The organism is Liquorilactobacillus hordei DSM 19519, from assembly GCF_019443985.1.
Classification (GTDB): domain Bacteria; phylum Bacillota; class Bacilli; order Lactobacillales; family Lactobacillaceae; genus Liquorilactobacillus; species Liquorilactobacillus hordei.
Genome location: NZ_CP049303.1, coordinates 1,318,346 through 1,338,294, shown reverse-complemented (window position 1 = coordinate 1,338,294; position 19,949 = coordinate 1,318,346). Strand labels below are relative to the sequence as shown.

At 33.9% G+C, this 19,949-nt stretch carries 23 protein-coding genes; 6 read left to right on the top strand and 17 right to left on the bottom strand.

Annotated features, from left to right (window positions below):
* Nucleotides 1-137: 137 nt before the first annotated feature.
* From thiD to apf, 11 genes are all read right to left on the bottom strand, one after another.
* On the bottom strand, nt 138-947 hold the full coding sequence (thiD, locus tag G6O70_RS07670; RefSeq protein WP_057870205.1) for a bifunctional hydroxymethylpyrimidine kinase/phosphomethylpyrimidine kinase: 810 nt from the start codon (nt 945-947) through the stop codon (nt 138-140).
* Nucleotides 948-1,200: 253 nt separating this feature from the next.
* Nucleotides 1,201-2,277: a M42 family metallopeptidase gene (locus tag G6O70_RS07665; RefSeq protein ID WP_057870206.1), complete on the bottom strand. Its 1,077-nt coding sequence runs from the start codon at nt 2,275-2,277 to the stop codon at nt 1,201-1,203.
* 20 nt (nt 2,278-2,297) lie between these two features.
* Nucleotides 2,298-2,621, bottom strand: a complete 324-nt coding sequence (locus tag G6O70_RS07660; RefSeq protein ID WP_057870207.1) for a MazG nucleotide pyrophosphohydrolase domain-containing protein — start codon at nt 2,619-2,621, stop codon at nt 2,298-2,300.
* A gap of 99 nt (nt 2,622-2,720) precedes the next feature.
* Complete coding sequence (locus tag G6O70_RS07655) at nt 2,721-4,172, bottom strand: oligosaccharide flippase family protein (protein ID WP_057870208.1); 1,452 nt, start codon at nt 4,170-4,172, stop codon at nt 2,721-2,723.
* A gap of 157 nt (nt 4,173-4,329) precedes the next feature.
* Nucleotides 4,330-4,797, bottom strand: coding sequence for an RpiB/LacA/LacB family sugar-phosphate isomerase (locus G6O70_RS07650; RefSeq protein WP_057870209.1), 468 nt, complete (start codon nt 4,795-4,797; stop codon nt 4,330-4,332).
* A 104-nt stretch (nt 4,798-4,901) separates the two neighbouring features.
* The gene (locus tag G6O70_RS07645; protein WP_057870210.1) at nt 4,902-5,417 is read right to left on the bottom strand and encodes an NUDIX domain-containing protein; all 516 of its coding nucleotides are present in this window, start codon (nt 5,415-5,417) and stop codon (nt 4,902-4,904) included.
* A 3-nt stretch (nt 5,418-5,420) separates the two neighbouring features.
* The gene (locus tag G6O70_RS07640; protein WP_057870211.1) at nt 5,421-5,711 is read right to left on the bottom strand and encodes a GNAT family N-acetyltransferase; all 291 of its coding nucleotides are present in this window, start codon (nt 5,709-5,711) and stop codon (nt 5,421-5,423) included.
* A gap of 182 nt (nt 5,712-5,893) precedes the next feature.
* Nucleotides 5,894-7,198 carry an IS1380 family transposase gene (locus G6O70_RS07635; protein ID WP_057870478.1) on the bottom strand — a complete coding sequence of 435 codons (1,305 nt, stop codon included), beginning with the start codon at nt 7,196-7,198 and terminating at the stop codon, nt 5,894-5,896.
* A 155-nt stretch (nt 7,199-7,353) separates the two neighbouring features.
* Complete coding sequence (locus tag G6O70_RS07630; protein WP_057870287.1) at nt 7,354-7,614, bottom strand: hypothetical protein; 261 nt, start codon at nt 7,612-7,614, stop codon at nt 7,354-7,356.
* Nucleotides 7,615-7,630: 16 nt separating this feature from the next.
* The gene (locus G6O70_RS07625; RefSeq protein WP_373566378.1) at nt 7,631-8,791 is read right to left on the bottom strand and encodes an MFS transporter; all 1,161 of its coding nucleotides are present in this window, start codon (nt 8,789-8,791) and stop codon (nt 7,631-7,633) included.
* A gap of 23 nt (nt 8,792-8,814) precedes the next feature.
* A complete protein-coding gene (apf, locus tag G6O70_RS07620; protein WP_057870285.1) occupies nt 8,815-9,438 on the bottom strand; it encodes an aggregation-promoting factor in 624 nt (207 codons plus the stop codon).
* Nucleotides 9,439-9,645: 207 nt separating this feature from the next.
* On the opposite strand from apf, the gene G6O70_RS07615 reads away from it, so the two are divergent.
* Entirely contained in the window at nt 9,646-10,569 is a 924-nt protein-coding gene (locus G6O70_RS07615; RefSeq protein ID WP_057870284.1) for a serine hydrolase, read from the top strand.
* A gap of 189 nt (nt 10,570-10,758) precedes the next feature.
* On the opposite strand, the gene G6O70_RS07610 is transcribed toward G6O70_RS07615, so the two are convergent.
* The 5 genes from G6O70_RS07610 to G6O70_RS07590 all read right to left on the bottom strand — a co-directional run bounded on the left by G6O70_RS07610 (nt 10,759) and on the right by G6O70_RS07590 (nt 14,818).
* On the bottom strand, nt 10,759-11,931 hold the full coding sequence (locus tag G6O70_RS07610; protein ID WP_057870283.1) for an AI-2E family transporter: 1,173 nt from the start codon (nt 11,929-11,931) through the stop codon (nt 10,759-10,761).
* A gap of 93 nt (nt 11,932-12,024) precedes the next feature.
* The gene (locus G6O70_RS07605; protein WP_057870282.1) at nt 12,025-12,990 is read right to left on the bottom strand and encodes a threonine ammonia-lyase; all 966 of its coding nucleotides are present in this window, start codon (nt 12,988-12,990) and stop codon (nt 12,025-12,027) included.
* 231 nt (nt 12,991-13,221) lie between these two features.
* Nucleotides 13,222-13,419, bottom strand: a complete 198-nt coding sequence (locus tag G6O70_RS07600; RefSeq protein WP_057870281.1) for a hypothetical protein — start codon at nt 13,417-13,419, stop codon at nt 13,222-13,224.
* A 122-nt stretch (nt 13,420-13,541) separates the two neighbouring features.
* Complete coding sequence (locus tag G6O70_RS07595; RefSeq protein WP_057870280.1) at nt 13,542-13,913, bottom strand: phosphatase PAP2 family protein; 372 nt, start codon at nt 13,911-13,913, stop codon at nt 13,542-13,544.
* A gap of 380 nt (nt 13,914-14,293) precedes the next feature.
* The gene (locus G6O70_RS07590) at nt 14,294-14,818 is read right to left on the bottom strand and encodes a nucleoside 2-deoxyribosyltransferase (RefSeq protein WP_057870279.1); all 525 of its coding nucleotides are present in this window, start codon (nt 14,816-14,818) and stop codon (nt 14,294-14,296) included.
* Nucleotides 14,819-15,212: 394 nt separating this feature from the next.
* Here G6O70_RS07590 and G6O70_RS07585 point away from each other — a divergent pair, with 394 nt between their 5' ends.
* The 5 genes from G6O70_RS07585 to G6O70_RS07565 all read left to right on the top strand — a co-directional run bounded on the left by G6O70_RS07585 (nt 15,213) and on the right by G6O70_RS07565 (nt 18,794).
* Complete coding sequence (locus G6O70_RS07585) at nt 15,213-16,145, top strand: glycosyltransferase family 2 protein (RefSeq protein ID WP_057870278.1); 933 nt, start codon at nt 15,213-15,215, stop codon at nt 16,143-16,145.
* Nucleotides 16,146-16,402: 257 nt separating this feature from the next.
* A complete protein-coding gene (locus G6O70_RS07580) occupies nt 16,403-17,698 on the top strand; it encodes a Y-family DNA polymerase (RefSeq protein WP_057870277.1) in 1,296 nt (431 codons plus the stop codon).
* On the top strand, nt 17,691-18,014 hold the full coding sequence (locus tag G6O70_RS07575; RefSeq protein ID WP_057870276.1) for a hypothetical protein: 324 nt from the start codon (nt 17,691-17,693) through the stop codon (nt 18,012-18,014). Before G6O70_RS07580 ends, G6O70_RS07575 begins: the two co-directional genes overlap by 8 nt.
* 1 nt (nt 18,015) lies before the next feature.
* A complete protein-coding gene (locus G6O70_RS07570; RefSeq protein ID WP_164478092.1) occupies nt 18,016-18,183 on the top strand; it encodes a hypothetical protein in 168 nt (55 codons plus the stop codon).
* A gap of 119 nt (nt 18,184-18,302) precedes the next feature.
* A complete protein-coding gene (locus G6O70_RS07565; protein ID WP_057870275.1) occupies nt 18,303-18,794 on the top strand; it encodes a TspO/MBR family protein in 492 nt (163 codons plus the stop codon).
* A 309-nt stretch (nt 18,795-19,103) separates the two neighbouring features.
* Here the strand turns inward: G6O70_RS07565 and G6O70_RS07560 are convergent, their stop codons facing one another.
* Nucleotides 19,104-19,946: an IS3 family transposase gene (locus G6O70_RS07560; protein ID WP_219934266.1), complete on the bottom strand. Its 843-nt coding sequence runs from the start codon at nt 19,944-19,946 to the stop codon at nt 19,104-19,106.
* Nucleotides 19,947-19,949: the final 3 nt, after the last annotated feature.

The following is a 19,949-nucleotide window of genomic DNA, read 5'->3' as shown; positions in this document are numbered from 1 at the left end:
TATCCATAAAGTGCAGGACTTCATTTATATTAGAAAAGAAGTTCTCTAAAATTTAGGACAGTATTTTCTCCAACCCAGTCAAAAAAAAATAAGATTATCCAATCTATTTTAGTTAGGAAAATCTCATTTTTTGCTTTTTATTCACTTTTTGGTGCCCAATGGTTGATAGGACCAAATTTATGTCCAACCGCTATTTCATTCCAAATTGCAGTATTTACATAATTTTTAGCAATTCGAATTGCTTGTTCAATATCAGTTCCTTTAGCTATTTCTGCTGCAATACATGCCGATAACGAATCACCCGTCCCGTTAATATGTGTCGTATGATGATAGGGAGCACTCAACCAAAAGCTCTTGCCAGATTCCAGTAAAACAAAGTCGCGGACTTCTGTCTGATTCGAATCTTGATGATATCCTTTGGCAACAACATTTTTTGCCCCCATCTGCTGTAACTTATGAGCAGCAGTCACTAAATCATCATCATTATTTATTTTCATATCAGCTAATTTCTCTGATTCATAAAAATTTGGAGTAATCACCGTTGCAAGCGGCACCAGCAATTCTCTTAGAGTTTCAAAAGCACTCTCCTCCAGTAACATATTGCCATGTTTCGTCATAATAACCGGATCAACAACCAGTGGCCCAAAATCATATTCTTTATAATTTTGGACTACATTTTTAATTAAACTAGAATCAGCTAGCATTCCTGTCTTTGCTGCCTTAACTTTAAAATCTGCTGCAATGTCTGCAAATTCTTGATTAATGAAGTCTAAAGGAAGAGAAATGCTCGCATGAATTCCATACGAATTTCCCGCAACACATGCAGTCATCACAGATATTCCATATACTTTTCTTGTAAAAAAAGTATGCAAATCTGCTTGCATTCCAGCACTACCATCACTATCTGAACCAGCAATCGTCATTACTTGTGGGTACTCATTTGCCATAAAAACATCCCTTTTCATTCAAAGTTATATGCTCAACTACTTAAAACATACAATAAGAAAGATTATCCGTTAGAACATCAAAAAACATTTAACTGAATCATCAAAATAATAATAAATCTTTATGTTTACTGGTAATAATCTCTCATTTTGTTAATCTATTTCTAATTTTAGAGTATACCACAAACTCTACATTCTATCTTAATTAATTTACAATTTAATTTCTTTGTAGTAATAACATTAGAAAAAATTTTGGTTAAAATTCAGAAATTATCGACACATTTAACTTTTCAACGATTGCAACTACCAAATCTACAGTGTTTTCAAAATCTTCGTAAGCCACAATCGTATGATGTGTATGTTCATAGCGAACCGGAATACCTATGCAAATGGTCGGAACCCCTTCATATACTAGCAACTCACTTGCATTCACTCCACCACCAGTTCGTACTGCTCGTGTATACGGAATATTATTTTCTTCGGCTGTTGCAACAGCTAAAGACTGAAATGCAGGAGTTGCAATAAAAGTTGTATCCATATCACGAAGCATTGGGCCACGCTTCATCCCTGTTTGAATCAACCAGTCTGGTGTAAAGGTATCATCTGCTGGGCAACCATCTAAACAAATTGCAATATCAGGTTTGACCTTTCTCACTGTAACCTTTGCACCACGACATCCTACTTCTTCTTGAGCAGCAAGAGCTCCAACTACATTAACCCCGAGTTTTTCTTTTTTTTGTGTCAAACGTTCAATTGCAGTTAGTACAACAGCTGTTCCGATACGATTATCAAATGCTTTTCCCATCATAATATCTAACTTTTCATTATACTCCCAAGTAACATCGGGTACGACTGGGCAACCAGTATTGACTTTCAAAAGATCAATTGTTTCTGCGGCAGAAATCGTTCCAAAATCAATTACTAAATTAGCAATTTCTACAGGCTGTTTTCTCTCTGCAGCAGTCATGTAATGCGGTGGTTTTGTTGCTACAATTCCAGGAATCCATTGCCCCTCTTGATTTTTAATCCTTACTCGTTCAGCAGTCACATTTGCAGGCACCCAACCGCCGACAGTCACAAATGAGGCAGTTCCGTTAGGCTTAATTGCCTGTATCATGAAACCAACTTCATCCAAATGTGCATCTAACATCATTGTTGGTCTATTATCAGCAGCCTCTGGTTTTATAAAAGTATTACACATCGAATCCCTCGATACAGTTGCATATCTTTTAGCATATTTCTGAACGATTGCCGAAACGTTATGTTCAAAACCTGAAACACCATAAGCATTCGAAAGTTCTTCAATTAATTCTAGATTTTGTTTTTTCGTCATAAAATAACCCTTCCTCCAAATTACTTTGTCTTAAATCTTTCTTTTAATTTATTTTCACTATAATTACTAAGGTCCGAATACCTAATTCCATACTGCGAACTAACAATTAGTAATTGGTCAAAACAATCAGCGAGTTCTTCTTTTAAATTATTCATACGTTCGTCAGTAGTCAAAACTTTATCACCTGGATGATCTCTTCCGTTAAGCTCGATTGTTCTCACAGCCCTCGAAAGTTCACCAATCTCCTCACTTAGAAAAACTAGGCGATTCATTGGTGAAAAGCGATACCAGTCGCGTCCCTTATAGAAGTCAACTAACCAATCTTGATGCTCGTCAATCGTCATTTTTTTGCTCCTTTTTAATAATTAGTTTTATGATAATATTAGCTTATCCTTTTTGCTATCTTAACTACAAAACTTAAATCATGCCACTATAAATTAACTTCATTTGCCTCTTATTTTATTTTTAAGATTATTTTGAACAAATTCACGAAAAATTTTCACTGCTGGTGTCCTTAAAATAATGTTAGCTGTTATATAAATAACCATACCAACCATAATCTCAATTAATAAGTTGCGGTAATTACGATAACCGGATTCTAATTGGTTGCTGAGATAAAACGTAGGTATAAACATAATTACTGCTGCAACTAGATACTTCCATGAACCTTCGAATAGTTTCCGTACACTCATTGTTTTTCTATACACCATAATTTGATAGTATGTTACCACAAATTCTGCGACAACAGTTGCGGCCATCGCCCCCCTTACTCCCCAGAGCATAATAGCTGGAACATTTAAAATAATATTGCTAATTGCACCATACGTAACTGATAATGTAAATTCCTTGTTTCGTCTTGTTGGTATTAAAAATTGTTGCCCAATCAGATTACTCATGGCAATTAAAACAATTACAGGGGCTTCTATTATCATCAGTATTCCAATCTCATGGTATGCCGGTTTAAAAAAACAATTAACAAATGTTTGCCCAACCGCCGCAATTCCCATTGTTATTGCAATAGAAATACATAGCATCGCTGTAGCAGAATATTTTAAGTATCTCTCTATTTTCCCATGTTCATTCTTGCTAAATAAATTAGTCATTCTAGGTAATAAGACTACTCCTAAGGATGTAACTACTGCTAACGTTATTTTTATAATTTTGTCAGTATAGTCATAAAAACCACTTGCTGTGACTGAATCGATTTTCCAAATCATTGTTTTATTTACAGTTAAGTAAATCATAATCGCAACTTGAGGTATAAATAAACTAATGGCTGGACGTAAATGCCTAAATATTCTTAAATTTTTAATTTCTGGAAAATCTACAAGCTTTCGTAAATAAGGCCACATCGTCACATTACCCACTAACTGTGAAAATGAAAGAATTGCGATATAAAGACCTAAGTCATTTTTGTCTTTTATCAGCGTAAATATCAGAATTGCAGAACCAATCTTAACCATGAAATTTCTTAAAACTGTTTTCTTAAAGTCCTCCAATCCCATGAAAAACCAAGAGATATCAAACAGTCCAGCTATAAGTGCTACTGACTGGATAAGTAAATAATTTTGATATTGCTTTTGAAAGCTTAAGAAAACTATGAAACATCCAACAGAAATTGTGATTGTTATGAATTGTAAGAACTCAATTTCCCAAAAAATTTGTGAGGTTTTCTTCTGGTCATCACGATTTGCGGCAATTTCCCTACTACCATATATATTGATTCCCAATGAACCAGCTAATAAAAAATAAGTAATTGTTGCATTCGTTGCTGTATTAATTCCAATTGATTTTGGTGACAATATTCCCGTAACGTAAGGCATAGTGAATATCGGTAAAATAATCGTCAATAAATTATAACCAACATTGTAAATATAATTTTTCAAGATTTTCATTCTAAAACTCCAATACAATTTAGATAACTACCTAATTTAAATCCTGTTAATTATATCACAAATTATTCTATTGATTTTAAATATAAAAAAACCAGTTATAGGAATTAGACTTTTAGTCTAACTTCTAAGAACCAGCTTTTTTCTCTACTATTAATGTTTAGATCTCATCTAATGAACGTAAGTGCTTCTTTGAAATTTCCTTAACCTTGTTCACTCTGCGAATATATTTCTCTTGTGCTAAGAAGTCTGTTGTCATCCAAACATTAACAATATCTAAAGCAATGGCTGAACCAATAATTTTGCCACCCAAACATAACACATTACTATCCGTATGTTGTCTTGCTAATTTCGCACAAAATGGGTCTTGACATACGACAGCATCAACTCCAAGAACACGGTTAGCAATCAATGCACTACCATATCCAACTCCGTCTATAAAAATACCTCGATCTGCCTTTTTCTTTGCAACTTCCAGCGCAGCAGGATATACATAATCTGACAAGTCTACTGCATCACTGCTGAATGGCCCTAAATCATTGACCTCATGACCCATTGAAACCAAAAGTTCACTAACTTCTTTCTTTAATGCAACACCAGCATGATCACTTGCTAAAACTATTTTCACTATTATCTCTCCTCTAACTTTTCATTTTGTACCAGTTAATTATACAATATGAAAGCAAGTTACGGAGACTTTACTCCGAAAGATACTAATTAACTGTTTATCTACTAATTATCCATCTGCGAAATTAATTTCAATCTCTCCCAGGTATTATCAATTCCTTTGTTTTTTAACAATTCAATCGCCTTAGTAATTTCAAAAAATTCCACTTTATCAACTTCTGTTTTTTGAATAATTAATTTATTAATATCAAGTTGTGTGGTTACTACAAACCAAAAAGTTATCCAACTTTCCCGTATTTCTTTAAAGAAAAAATTGTCAGCTTCTATTCTTAGATTTATTCCTAATTCCTCACAAACCTCACGACTGGCAGCCATATAGATACTCTCGCCACTTAGAACAGAACCTCCTGCTGTTTCTTGCCATTTTCCAGGATTATTTAACTTACTTAGTGTTCTTTTTTGCAATAATACCTTATTATTATCAAGAACAAAAACACCAACGACTAGATGGAATTCTCCTTTGATTAATGTGTCTCTTCTTTTTATTCCAATTTTTTGCAAATTTATATTATATATATCCCAAATTTCATTGAAATTATCACTGTACTTTTTCTCATTCATTAGCTATTTCACCCAATCTTCTCGCAAAATACCATATTTTATTGAATCCCAATACTTACCTTGCCAAAATCGGACTTTTTTGATTTGTGCCTCTTTCTCTAAGTCAAGTCTTTCAGCCAATCTAATCATTCTTAAATTACCTGACCACGTGGTCAATCCAACATGTGGCAGAGAAACGATTGAAAAAATATAGTCAATCCATAACTTGAGTGCTTTTTTTCCAATCCCTTTTTTCCAATTTTCAGTTGAATAAATTACGATCCCTACATCTAACCATCTTCCTGAATTATTCATAGTTCATTAAAAGCCCGTCAGTTTTCGTATTTTTTCGAAAACTGACGGGTATGTCTTTATCTTTTGCTGAAATACTATGTTTATAAGTTCTAGCTAGTGAGATTTTTCAACTAACTCAGAATTGCTTTGAATTTTTGGATACACTTGTCCCTTGGTTGTACAGATTTTTTTAATTTTGCCGGTTATTCAATAGCCTGGATACGCTGTAGAACCTGGTAGAACAGTCGATGGTAAACATGATACGAGCTCAGTCGCAACTGAATGCGTCGGCCAGTATGCACGACACGTGCCGCAAATTTGAATAAACGGATCCGCAATGTGCTAACGCACAAACCTGAATCATGTTTTGTCAGTGCTAGCTGCTTTAAAAAGTTGACAATATTGTAAGCCAGTACACTAACCATCATCCGGGCAGCGTTGGCATTAAACGTTGAACTATCAGTCTTATCGAAAAAGAAACCTGCTTTAGCTTCTTTGATGTAATTTTCCATTTGGCCGCGTTTGTGATACAGTTCAAAGGCTGTTTCAGCCGTTAAATTAGTCAGATTAGTAACGATAAATTCATGTGAAAAGATCAGTTCACCGGCTGCTCGAGTTGATTTAACATAGATCTGCCGCGGCTTAGGCCACGATGCTGATTGATAGATTTCAGAGTAGTAGTGAGTCTCTTTCTCTTGCCACTGGGTTTGATCACTGATCTTGACGAACTTTTCAGCTAGATTCTGCAGTTTCCGATTGCGTTTGAGTCGAATAATGTAAAACACATCGTCGGCTTCACAGACATCGTAAACTTCTGGCGTGGCGAAGCCACTATCACCACGAACCAGAATGTCAGTCGTGGGCAGCTGAGTTTGATAATGCTTTAATAGTGGTGTTAAAAAAGCTTTTACATCTTTGCTGGTGTAGGCATTTCCAGGACGCAAGACAGCTTTCAATAAGTTACCATCTTGATCAGTTGCCAGTAATGGATGATATCCTTCAGTACCATAATGTGCGTTGTAGTTAGTGGCTTCCTGTTTGCCATAAGTGTCTGAGTGAGTCGAATCGATATCAATAATCGTGGCTGTCTGGTTGGTTAATAGTCGAACACGGTCGATCAAAGCCTCATTTAAAGTCTGTAATGTGCTAACACTATCTTTATCAAAGCGTTGCCAAAAACGTGATATTGTTGCTTGTGAAGCCAAAGACGGTTTATCCAATAATAATTTAAAAAGCGGTTCTTTTTCTAAAAAAGTTGCCGCAGAATCTGTGCTATAACCGGCAATAATCTGAAGAGTTAACTGTCTTAAGATACTAGAATTACTGTGTTGACAATATCGTCGCTGGTCATTGAACCTCAATAGTTTATCGGCCAAGTTGGTGAACTGAAACTTTGCCATCAGTTCTACACACAATGTTAGCCCGCCATCGGAAGATAATTGACCACCCGTATGCGATACTAAAATATTCTTGTTGAAATTGAATGCCATTTCCTGTAAAGTTTTCAATGTAGAGTCCTCTTCTCTCATGTGGTTTTGTTTAGCAATTTAACTATACCAGAGCTGAGGCTCTTTTTGTGCACTTAAAAGGTGAAAATGCAAAATGCCCATCAAACGCGTGAAGCATGTGTTTGATGGGTATCTTGTGTATTTTTGTGAATAAATCAGGATCTTTTGAGTTCTCCATCTTCATAATACGCGGATACCATTCCAACAATCTGCTTGTCAACAATAATAATATTCTTAAATTGATTGTGTACAAAATCCGTGGGGCCAACTTTCTCCAAAAACTCTCTTCTCGTAGGAAGCACATCTTTGAAATAAGGTCCATTCCATTTTGTCCATTCTGCATTGGGATTACGATATGCAACTTCCCAAAGAGATGCTAAATCATCTAAAAAAATTTCATGAATTTGAACATTCATAGCTATCTCCTTAAAATTAACTGATATGCTTACTAGTATTCTTTAGTAATAGCAATAAGGGAAGCAACATGACATGGCCCACAAAGATTACAATGAAAGTGAAATTGTAATTAGTTTGGGAAATCATATATCCACCTGCTAATGGCCCAATTGCACGTCCAACCGAACCAGCAGTACTACTGATAGATTGAATTGACGCACGATTATTATCATTTGCATAGCGATTGATTAAAGCAGGAATTGTTGTTAAGGCTAGAACATCACCTATAGACAAAACTGTTATTCCCAAGATAAAACGCCAGTAAGTGGTTGCATCTAAGATTATTAAATAAGAAAGTGCAAACATGAATACACCCACAACTACCCGTAATCTTTCGTTTTCAAAATTTGATTTAAATACTGGTCTCAATAATGGCTGAAAAATTACAATTTCAAACGTTGATATCGTAAATAGAAAACTATATTTTTGCACTGAAATGTTTTTAGATAACATCAACACTGATATGTTACTGTTCCACTGCTCATAACCTATCCAGATAAAGATAATTACTAAGCATATAATCACAAGACTTCTAATTGATACTGTGTTTTCACTCAAATTGAATGGCTTATTTTCCTTTTTTAACTCACTATGCTCAACAGAATTAAAATTAAGAGCAATAATTACTAAGGTCACCGAAAAAAGGATTAACGAACTTAGGAAAACCTCTCGAATTCCGATTGTATATAAAGTTCCTGATATGAAAGTTGATATTCCCATTCCGATATTTGCTAACCAGTAAGCATTCGTGAAGATATTTGTATCTTCTTTTTGTAAGTAAGCAATATATCCATTAACTGCTGAATTTAATATTCCTAATCCCAGTCCATAAAGAGTCACCAAGAAAGCATAAAGCGACCATAACGGCCATATTATAATCATAACTAATGAAATGCAAACAAGCGCACCACCTAAGTAATGCGTCTGTTTTACTTTCCATCTATCTAATAAAAAGCCTCCAATTATATTTCCGACCACCATCGCTATCGAAAAGGCCATTAAAACATAGCCAGCAACAATCAAGCTTTGCTTTAATCTTTCGTGAATAAATAGAGTTGTGATTGGCATTATTAAACCAATTCCCATGTTAACGAACATGCTTGCAAACAAAGTTGATTTATTCTTCAAAAAAAACACTCCTAATGTTTTTTAAAACTTACTTAATACCAGCTATTTTTCTTCCAGTGTTCCATCGCTTTTGTCCAAGAACCATATCGCTGCATTACATATTGATTTGCAACTTTGTCTTGGTTTTTAGCTGAATAGTCTCCCTTCAAATAGCTTGAGTCAAGCTGGTATTTGCCTATATATTTTCCATTTCTAGCATTATAGTTGCCACCCGATTCGTGCTGTACTATATAGTCTTGAGCTACTTTTTCACTATTGGAAAGATCTGTAGCTTGGGCAGCTTCATTTGAACCTTGAGTACTTTCATTAGTATTCTGAACATCCCCAACTGTTGACGCACTAGTCATTCCATATGTTGTTTGTGCCTTTTGTACTTGATTTGAATCCGTATTATTATTGCCATTGACACTAATTCTTTGATTAACATAGATCAAATCAGGATTAGCAATATTATTATCTTTGACCAACGTACTAACACTCGTCCCATATTTTTTAGCTATTGCCCACAACGTATCACCTTTTTTTACTGTAAGTTTTGGGTTCAAGTTATTTTCGATCATATTAGAGAACAGTACCTTATTAACCTGTTGGCTACCATTTGTCGTATCCGTTGTATTTAAGTTTGTATTCTGGCTTGTTACCCCTGTTATATTCACGTTTTCTTCTCCTTCAAAGCAAGATACTAATGCTATTATACATAACTATATGCTCTATTCATATGCCAAAAATTCATAAAAACAAATAAAGTAACAGTAAAAATCTTATTTGCTTCAAATATTATTATGAGTTACTTCATAATTCTTTCACTTAATAAACTTATGCTTTCAATAGATATTAACATATGTGAAAGTGAAGTGTACATATTGAGAAAAAGAAAGAAACGCTTAAAAGTATACAATATATTGCTTTTCTTAGCTATCGTAAGTATCATCATTATTTTAGCTATCAAAAGCAATCAAAAAGATACACTTGCTAGCAACTCAAACAATAACAATCAAACGACACAAGCTCAAAAACTCTCTAGCAAGAAAAACAAAATCACTCAGAAACTACAGAAATATTTAGATAAAGTTACAGCTGATGGAACTGCTAGTGTAAGTTTCTATAATCTTTCACCTGAAGAAAATAGTACTGCTGCTAAAAAAAGTGATGCTTCTTTGTATAAAGAGGGAAATCTTGCAGTTTCATCAAATGCTTCTACCCCTGCTACTTCAGCTAGTACCTATAAATTATTTATAACTGCGTATTTATTTAACGAAGCCAAAAATAATAATTTTTCTTGGACTACATCCTCTACTAATGGTTTTTACAATATGATCGTGTACAGCCAAAATGATTTTGCTGAAACTGAACTCCAAACCTATGGACTTTCTAGTATAAATAGTTTTATCGAAAACCAAAATTGGTATTCTCCAGTCTTCACTAATTCTAGTGCTGCTACTACTACTGCTAAAAGTTTACAAGAATTGTTATTGCAACTATTCCACGGAACTGGTGCATTTAGTGATTCCACCAATCGTTCCAAACTGCTAACTTTAATGGGAAAGCAAGTGTATCGCACAGGAATCCCTGCTGGTGCTGCAGAAGCAATGACTGGAACCACTGTAACTGATAAGGTTGGTTTCTTAAATGATGTAAATAATGATGCTGGGATCGTTACACTTCCAAATGGACAGAGATACATCTTGGTAGTTATGACACATGGGCATAACCAAAGTGGCTTTAGCGGGTTCCCTAGAATTGCTAAAATTACTAAAAAAGTGCAATCCATCGTATATGGTAATTAAGGCATAAACTGTGTAGTGTCGATATTTTATATCAAATTATTAAAAATAATTGTTCAACAGTGTCTTCACTTACCCAACATATATCTATCCTTAAAAATAAATAAGCGAGGCTGAGTCAACTTTTGACCCAACCTCGCTATTTTAAATATATGCTATGCCCCAGATCCTTAGAATAAAACAACAAGGACACTACTTCTTATTTAGATACTTTTCTTTTGAGAATTCTGTATCTTCATATTGCCCATATTCTCCATAAAAACGGTTGTACCTCTTCTTGAATTTTCTAAATAAGTAAATTGTTACTGCTTTGACAAAGCAATAAATTGGTATTCCAAAAATCACACCAATAATTCCCAACATTTCCCCCATCACCAATAAAACAAGCAGTACTGTGATTGGATGCAACTGTAAATTATTTCCCATGACTTTGGGAACAACAAATTGACCATGTAGAAATTGAACAACAAACCAAACAATTACAAAAATGACAGCCATCATGAATGAAGATTGAAAGGCTATAATTAATCCCGGAACAAAGGCTGCAAAAGAACCAATATATGGAATGATGCTTAAAATTCCTGCCACTAAAGCTAATGTTCCCGCATACTTAATTCCCATTAACATAAAACATGGCCAATACATAATTCCCAAAATTGCTGATACTGCAATTTGTCCCTTCAAATATCCACCTATTTGCTGGTCAACGATCTTGATAAATTCTGTAAAGTCATCACGAAAGAATGGGGGAACCAATTTTTTACTAGTTCTAAAAAATTTCTCTTTATCTTGCAATAAAAAGAATGCAATTATTGGACCAGTTATAACGGCTAATAATAAGGTAGAGATTACTGAGAAGACCCCTCCAAAGCTTTGTGCACCATTTTGCAGATAACTCTCTACAAACTTGCTGATTTTTGTACTCGATAGATTCAAGGAGTCCTGTAATTGCTTCAATTCATTCATATAAGGAAAATTAGTAGTTAAGTTATCTACATTTTTTTCAAAACTTTGCAAAATATCAGGAAAATGCTTAACTAAATCAATTGCTTGATTTCTAGCGGTAATAATTAGCTCAATTCCCCCAAAAATTAATAACGCTAATATTACAACATAAATAATAACTATTATCCATGTACGCTTAATATATTTTTCTAGCATCTTAACAAGTGGATTTATTAAATAATACAAAATTAATCCTACAATAACTGGTGGCATTATTGTCGAAAAGACAACAACAAAAGGCTCAAATATAAAGGCTACTTTGCTATAAAGGAAAATGATAGCCGCTATCATCCCTAAGACAAGTAGCGTAAATAACAAACTATTGCCACCCAAAAAACGAATCCATTTGTTACTTTTCATCACATACCTCACCTTATTTTTCAATAATATCTATTAATTATACTAGCATAATCAAAAATAGTTTAGTATTAACACTTCTGTTACTCATAACTTCTAGTTTTCGGCTAATAATTTATTTAATAATTGTTCATCAATATTTCCACCTGAAATGATTGCAACAACTGTATTTCCACCAATTTTCTTACCATATTTCTGAAGTGCAGCTATTGTAGTACAACTTCCTGGTTCAGCAATAATTTTTTCTTTTTTTGCCATAAAAGCAACCGCACTAGCGATATCTGCTTCATCCACTGCTAATAATTCATCGACGTAAGCAGGAAGCATTTCGTAGCTTAACCTGCCAATTCCTCCAACAAGTGATTCGCAGATAGAATCTTTAGTAGGATATTCTTCGTAAAAATTATTTTGGGTAATTGACTCAATCATCGCAGGGCAAGCAGCAGTTTGAACTCCAACTATTTTAATTGCTGGATTAATACTTTTAGCGGCAACTGCAATTCCTGTAATCAATCCCCCACCTCCAATTGGTACAACAATCGTATCCAATAACGGCAGTTGTTGAATTAGTTCCAATGAGATAGTCCCTTGTCCACTATAAATCAGGGGATCAGAATAATAAGAATCAATATAATTCATTCCACTTTTCTTAACATATTGCATTCCTTGAGTATGAGCCTCATCATAATTTTTGCCAATTTGTTTAACTAAGCCCCCAAACTTTTCAATTTTTTCAATCTTATTTTGAGGTGTTCCAATTGGTACAATAACTTCCACTTTTTTAATTCCGAGTAACTGACTTGCATAAGCCGTTGCAATTCCGTGATTTCCAGATGAAATAGTAACTACACCCTTCTTTTTTTCCGAATGTGTCAGACTCAATATCTTATTCAATGCCCCACGAATTTTAAAGTTTCTTACTGGTTGCAGAGATTCTAATTTAAAAAAATATTCTCTTTTGTTACTATTTAAAAAAAGTGACTCAACCACAGGCGTCATTCTTAAATATGGTTTTATCTTCTCATATGCTTCTTCAACATCTTGCAAGTCAAATTTTTTCATTAAAACCACACCGCTTCCTAGATTCTGTGGAAAGTATCTCATATGCTTATTATTTATTCAACTTGTAACCACAAAATAATTGATTGTTTATTTTTAATCTAAACAAATAAGACTGAATCAAAAATTAACTTTCAATTCCAGTCTTATTACTAGTCTCTATAAATATATCCTATAGATCAAATGTTTTGCTTAACAAACTTATTTTTTCTTATCACTACGGACAAATCATTTTTAATCTCGTGAAAAAATACCTACTACACCAATACACAATGCAATTACTGTTGAAGCTATTGCAATGGCAAAGCAAGTCACTCCACCCACTGCAACAGCCTGAAAAGATATTCCCCAAGAGAGTCCCAATATCAGTAGCACCATTATGATTAGCGCGATAATTGAAACCGTAATTAGAACACTTTGAAATGCAGACATCTTCTCGCTCCTCTCTGATATATGTTAATTCAGAATTCTCATTTCCTAGACAAGCCAATTATAGCAAAAATAAGTTAATAATTCTTATTTTGTGATTTTAACCGTGAAAAAATATCCTAAACTTAACAATTATGCAGATTTTTTGTTAACTTGTTTGCAATATTTTGCCATATGCTATGCCAGCCATATGCCAAGAATACTCCTGCTGCTACATCTGAAAAAAAGTGAACTCGCAAATATAGTCGTGAAAAAAGGACTAAAAAAGTTATTGAAAACAAAAATATCTGAATAAAATATAATGTTTTTGTATTTCGTAAAATCTGTTTTATTATCCCCAATAATACAAGTAAAACTAGTATTATTTCAAATGTATGCGCACTTGGAAAGCTATATCCTAGAACGTTCACAAGCTTATCAGCTGGACGAGTACGCGCAACACTTACTTTAATAATTTCCATTGAAATATATCCGACCATAACCTCCATGAAAGGCATGACTATCCTTCTCTTAAGAAAAGGCAGTAATAGTATACACATATATATGATTACTAAAATAGGAGAAAACACATGTGCTATTGTATGCAAAAAAGTAGCAATATTTGCCTGTTGTATATAAATCATCCACTGAGTAACCGCGGAATCTATGTTTAAAACCACCGAGTTATTAAGTTTAACTAAGAGCATAATTCCGATGAACACACTTAAACTAATGACTGGCAAGAACCATTTATATATTTCTTTTTTTCTTATATTCGATTTTTCTATTATCTAAAAAACACCTCCGCAGGCTTTTCTACCATTAATAATACTAACTACTATACATTACATTGTTATTTTGCTGCTAAAATATAGTAACTTACCTAGTGTACAACCATTTAATGGACAAAACCTTTGTATGTTCCAGCATGAATATGTCTAAAATCAAATGTACTTAGTTCAGAGAGCTTAATTACACGTGTTACACCATACGCTAACATCAAATTCAAATTATCAACATCATCATCGGGAACAACCATAACTGATTGCTTACCGATACCCTTTGCATAACCTAATTCAAAGGCTCCACCATCATCGGGAAAACTTGGCAAATATAGCATCAGACATAAATCTGCCCCAATAATTCCTTCAATATCGGAATTGAAGGTCCGAGCTTGCCATTCAACATCGTGCAATAATTCTGGATGTTCAGCAACATCTAGACCTTTATATTGAAAATCAAGCGGAAAATGTGAATATTTTCTTGAAATACTTGGATTAATCTCAATTGCCGTCAATCCTTTTTTCAAATGTTCCCGTTGTTGCTCATTAAACCACGAACAACCAATATAGACTCTCACAGGTGGTAACGGTAAATCATTAACTTTCTCCCCTAATGCGAATTCGTTGTTGAATTGTGCCATTAAAATACTCCTTCAATTTTAAAATAAATTTATTGTACAGTCATCTTATCATATTTGACAAATAGTAAGCTAGGGAATGATATATGAATTGCAAAATTCAAGAATTAATGTGAAATTACAAATATAGCGTGTTTTACTCTAAACATCTTTAGGAGCAAACAGAAACTTTTGACTTATAAATTATATTTACCTGACATAAAAACTAAATTTTAATTTGTGATTCAACCTTTTCTCAATTTATATACTTACAACCAACACCGTTAGTTTTAATCAATTGAATAACATTCACTAAAAACTAAGTCAATACCTTAAGAAAGGCTTACAGATATTGAGTTATATGCACTTTAACGTTATAATTAACGGAGCAATCATACTGATTGGAGACAATAAATAGATGACTAAAAAAATTTCTATCATAGTACCTTGTTTTAATGAGCAAGAAACAATTCCGTTATTCTACCAAGCAGTCAATGCTCTTATACCCCAACTAAGAGATTATACTCTAGAGTATATTTTCATTGATGATGGTTCAAGTGACAATACACTCCTAGAATTGCAAAATCTGAATAAAGATAATCCCCAAAACGTTCATTTCGTTTCATTTTCCAGAAATTTCGGTAAAGAAGCTGCCCTTTATGCAGGTCTTCAAACAGCTACGGGGGATTTAGTCGCTGTTATGGATGTTGACTTACAGGATCCACCTGAGCAACTTCCATTAATGCTTTCAGGAATTTTAGATGAAGGTTATGAAATCGTCGGAACTCGTAGGGTTAACCGCAAGGGAGAACCGCCTATCCGTTCGTTTTTCTCCATTCTCTTTTATAAATTGATGAGTAAAATTTCTGATGTTCCAATGATTCAAGGTGTCAGAGATTATCGCTTGATGACACGCAAAGTTGTTGACTCAATTCTTGAGATGAGTGAGTACAATCGATTTTCAAAAGGTATTTTTAATTGGATTGGCTTTAAAACCAAATATTTAGAATATGAGAATCGTGATCGTGTAGCTGGTAATACCTCCTGGTCATTCTGGAAACTTTTTCGTTATTCAATTGAAGGTATTGTGAACTTTTCTGAGGTTCCTTTGTTAATTGCCTCTTTCGCGGGCTTTTTCACTTTTGCGTTATCCATTCTTTTTATGCTCTTTATCATTGCCCGTAAAATCTTTTATGGCGGAAGTGTAAATGGGTGGGCCTCACTTGTTACGATAATTGTTGGGTTGGGCGGAGTACAATTATTCTGCCTAGGAATTGTCGGTAAATATATTGGTAATATCTATTTAGAAGTAAAAAATAGACCTTTATATATAGTTAAAGAAAAAAAATAACTTATTGGTTAATGTTGGTAGTTGAATTAAATATTTGTTTAAAAAACAGAGCAAGAATAAAATCTTGGTCTGTTTTTTTTGATTCCATATAAATATATACACCTACTCTATCTTCATATAACTTCTAAATAATTTTGAACCTCCTTACCACTACAGATTAGGATTACAGGAAAGTTTTTATTCTCAACCTACCTTTCTATTTTTTATATTCTTGATAAAACGAACATATGTTTGTATAATAAAAAAGGAGGTGCAATATGAATTATCAAGATGAACCTCATGGAGTATTCTTCATGATTGATAATAAATCTTTCTATGCAAGTGTTGAAAGTATTCAACGCGGCCTGAATCCGCTTAAATCTGTTCTGGTAGTAATGTCTGAACAAAAGAATACAAATGGTGGTCTCGTCCTCTCGTCTTCTCCAAGTGCGAAATTACTTTTTAATATTAAAAATGTAGATCGCCGATATGACCTCCCTGATGATCCAAGATTATTGGTTGTTCCTCCAAGAATGAATTTATATATCAACAAAAATTTATTAATTAATAAAATTTTTAATCGTTTTGTTGCAGAAACCGATTTATACCCTTATTCGATTGATGAATCCATCCTTGATTTAACTCATTCTTGGAAACTCTTTGGTTCTTCACCGCTTGAAGTTGCACAATTGATCCAACAGACCGTTCGTAAAGAAACTGGACTCTATACTACTATTGGTATCGGAGAAAATCCTATTCAGGCCAAATTAGCACTTGATATCTATGCAAAAAAGTCAGCTTCGTTAATATCTGAAGTCAATTATGAAACTTTTGGGGCTAAATTTTGGAATATTAATGAGTTAACATCATTTTGGAGTATAGGCAAGCGAACTGCCAAAAGATTGAAAAGCCTTGATATTAATAATCTATTTGATTTGGCACATACTAATCCTTTTAGGTTAAAAAAAGAGCTTGGAATTATTGGAACACAATTATTTGCGCTGGCTTGGGGGATCGACCGCAGCAAACTATCTGAGTTTCTAAATGTTCAAAATCCCAGTATCGGTAATTCTCAAGTTTTACCACGAGATTATATAAAAGGTTCTGAAATTGAGGTTGTTATCAAAGAAATTGGGCAACAAGTGGCGGCTCGAGTTAGACATAGTGGTAAAGTTGTGGGATGTGTTCATTTAAGAATTGGCTTTTCACTAAGTAACATTGAACATAATTACAGTGGTTTTGCCCATGAATTAAAAATCTTACCGACAGATGACAATCAATTGTTAATTGAGCAATTATTATTTATATTTCATAGCTTTTGGCAAGGAGAACCTGTTCGTCATATTTCTGTTTCCTACAGCCAATTAAGCCCCAAAATCGGCGATCAGTTAAATCTCTTTGAAAATACCGACTCGCAGCTTAAAAAAATTGTTTTTAATCGTCTAATTGATCAAATTCGTGAACAGTTCGGAATAGAAGCAATCATGTATGCAAATAGCTTACTGAAAGGTGGCACTTTCATTCAACGACAAAGTCTTGTGGGCGGACATAATGGAGGAAATTCATTTGAATAATTCAGTGCAAGAAGCACAGTATGTTTTAAAACAAGTAAATAAATACTTTAAACCCGGGATAAGAGCCCGCTATTATATTCTTGTAGTCAATGATAGGTTCGATCATACTTTTAATTTTTTCTTTAATGTTTTTAAATCAAGGCAATTTAGCCGTTCTATCCCGCTACATCGTATTAAGTATTACGATTTAGAATATCTTGAGCACATAGTTAAGAATCTCCAAAAAGAAACACAACTGACAATTAATTTCGTTTTATTTGAAAACCAGCGTTGGCCTAGTACCAACAAACTAATCTCGTACAGAAGGAGTAAATAGCATGAATAATAAGAAAAAGATTAACGATGATTTTGCCGAATACTTTTTTAGGAATTTCTATCAGGATCGGGGAATGCGTAAGTGGCAAGGCTTTTTTTTGAGCGATCATACACAAGCACTTAAAAAGTTACTTGCGGAAGAAAAAAAGCAGTCTCAAAGTAATGATTGATTTTTCTTGCTAACTTCTTAGTTCCCCCAAATTTGCTAACTATTGCCCATTTCATGCAAATCATGTTCCATGATTCATTAGTTATTTAATGCTACACTGGAATCAAAGGAGTTGGTCAAATGTACGAATACAAAAAGAAGACCAAATTTAATTGGCTTCACTTAGTTATTTTCATACTTATTATTGAGATTGTTGGTGGCCTATCAGCTTTATTTGCGGGTGACATTAAGGGAATTTATAACAATTTGAATCTACCAGCATTTTCCCCTCCAGATTATCTATTTGGCATAGTCTGGCCACTTCTCTATGCTTTAATTGCAATATCTGGTTACCTAATTTATCAACGATATTCATCAAAGCAAACTAAGGTAGTAGATTATTCACTTTTTATTGCTCAATTAGTTCTAAACTTTATCTGGAGTATTATTTTCTTCAGAGAAAGTTCTTATTGGTTAGGCCTTGTAATAATACTCGTATTGGATTTTATTGTTCTAGTTTGTATTATTCACTTCTCTAAAACCAGCCGTCTCTCATCAATTCTAATGATTCCATATTTTCTATGGATTATTTTTGCATCTTACCTCACTTTAGGAGTTGCTATTTTAAATTAACATTGTAAGAAAATGATATTTTATAAAACACACTTATCTGTAATAAAAAAAGAGACTGATTAAGTTTAAAGCGCATGCCCAAGCTCAAAATCAATCTCTTTTTTTTATTTTGCATATCTGGGGCTGGGCCAAAAGTTAAATTTTGATTCAGTTCCTCTGTTTATTCCGTATAAACGTGTTTCATAAGTCAAAATTCTCCGTCTAACTTCGAATTACTCATAGCAAATTACTCGCTATATTCGTAATTCCGAGTTAGTACTCAAATTTTCCCGACTTTGTACTGCCTTAAAAAAGTTGGACATGTTTGTTTTAATTATTAGTTAGATACTGTTTACGATATTCGACTGGAGTTAATCCGTGACGCTTAAGTGAAATTCGCTGGTTATTATACCAAGCAACATAATGTTCCACTAATGTACTTAGTTCACTGAGCGAAGTAACCTTAATGCGCCTTAAACATTCACGTTTAAGCATACTGAAAAAGCTCTCAACTGGGGCATTGTCTAAACAATTTCCCTTACGAGACATGCTTTGAATGAAATGATGATGTCTTAGTTTAGCTTGATAATTGGTCATTTGATATTGCCATCCTTGATCAGAGTGTAGAATTGGTTTAGTTGTTGCGGGAATCTTTTTAATGACTGTCTCAAGGGTTTGATCGATTAAAACACGATTGGGTGTTGAACTAACTTTAGCGGCTAAAACTTCATTACTAGCCTCATCAATAACTGTCGAAATATAACCCCATTTTCCACACGTAAGTTTAAACTGACTGACGTCAGTATGCAAAACAGTATATGGTTTATGGGCCTTGAATTGTTGCTTGAGCAAGTTAGGTACCACCTGTCCAACATGACCATGATATGAGTTGTACCGCCCAGAATGTTTTGAAAAAAGAGTAACTTTCAGACCCATAGAAAACATAATTTTACGAACAGTTTCTAGACAAAGTTTAACATGATGCTGTTTTAAAACAAATCTCATGCGACGATAACCATAAGTTTGATGAGAGCGGGCAAATTCTTGCCGAATAATTTGTTTAACCTGACGATATTTATCAGGCCGGTTTAGACAAGCTAAATGATAGTAATACGTCGAACGCGCAAGTCCCGCAACTTTTAAGAGCGTAATAAAGGGATAATCACGCCGCAATTC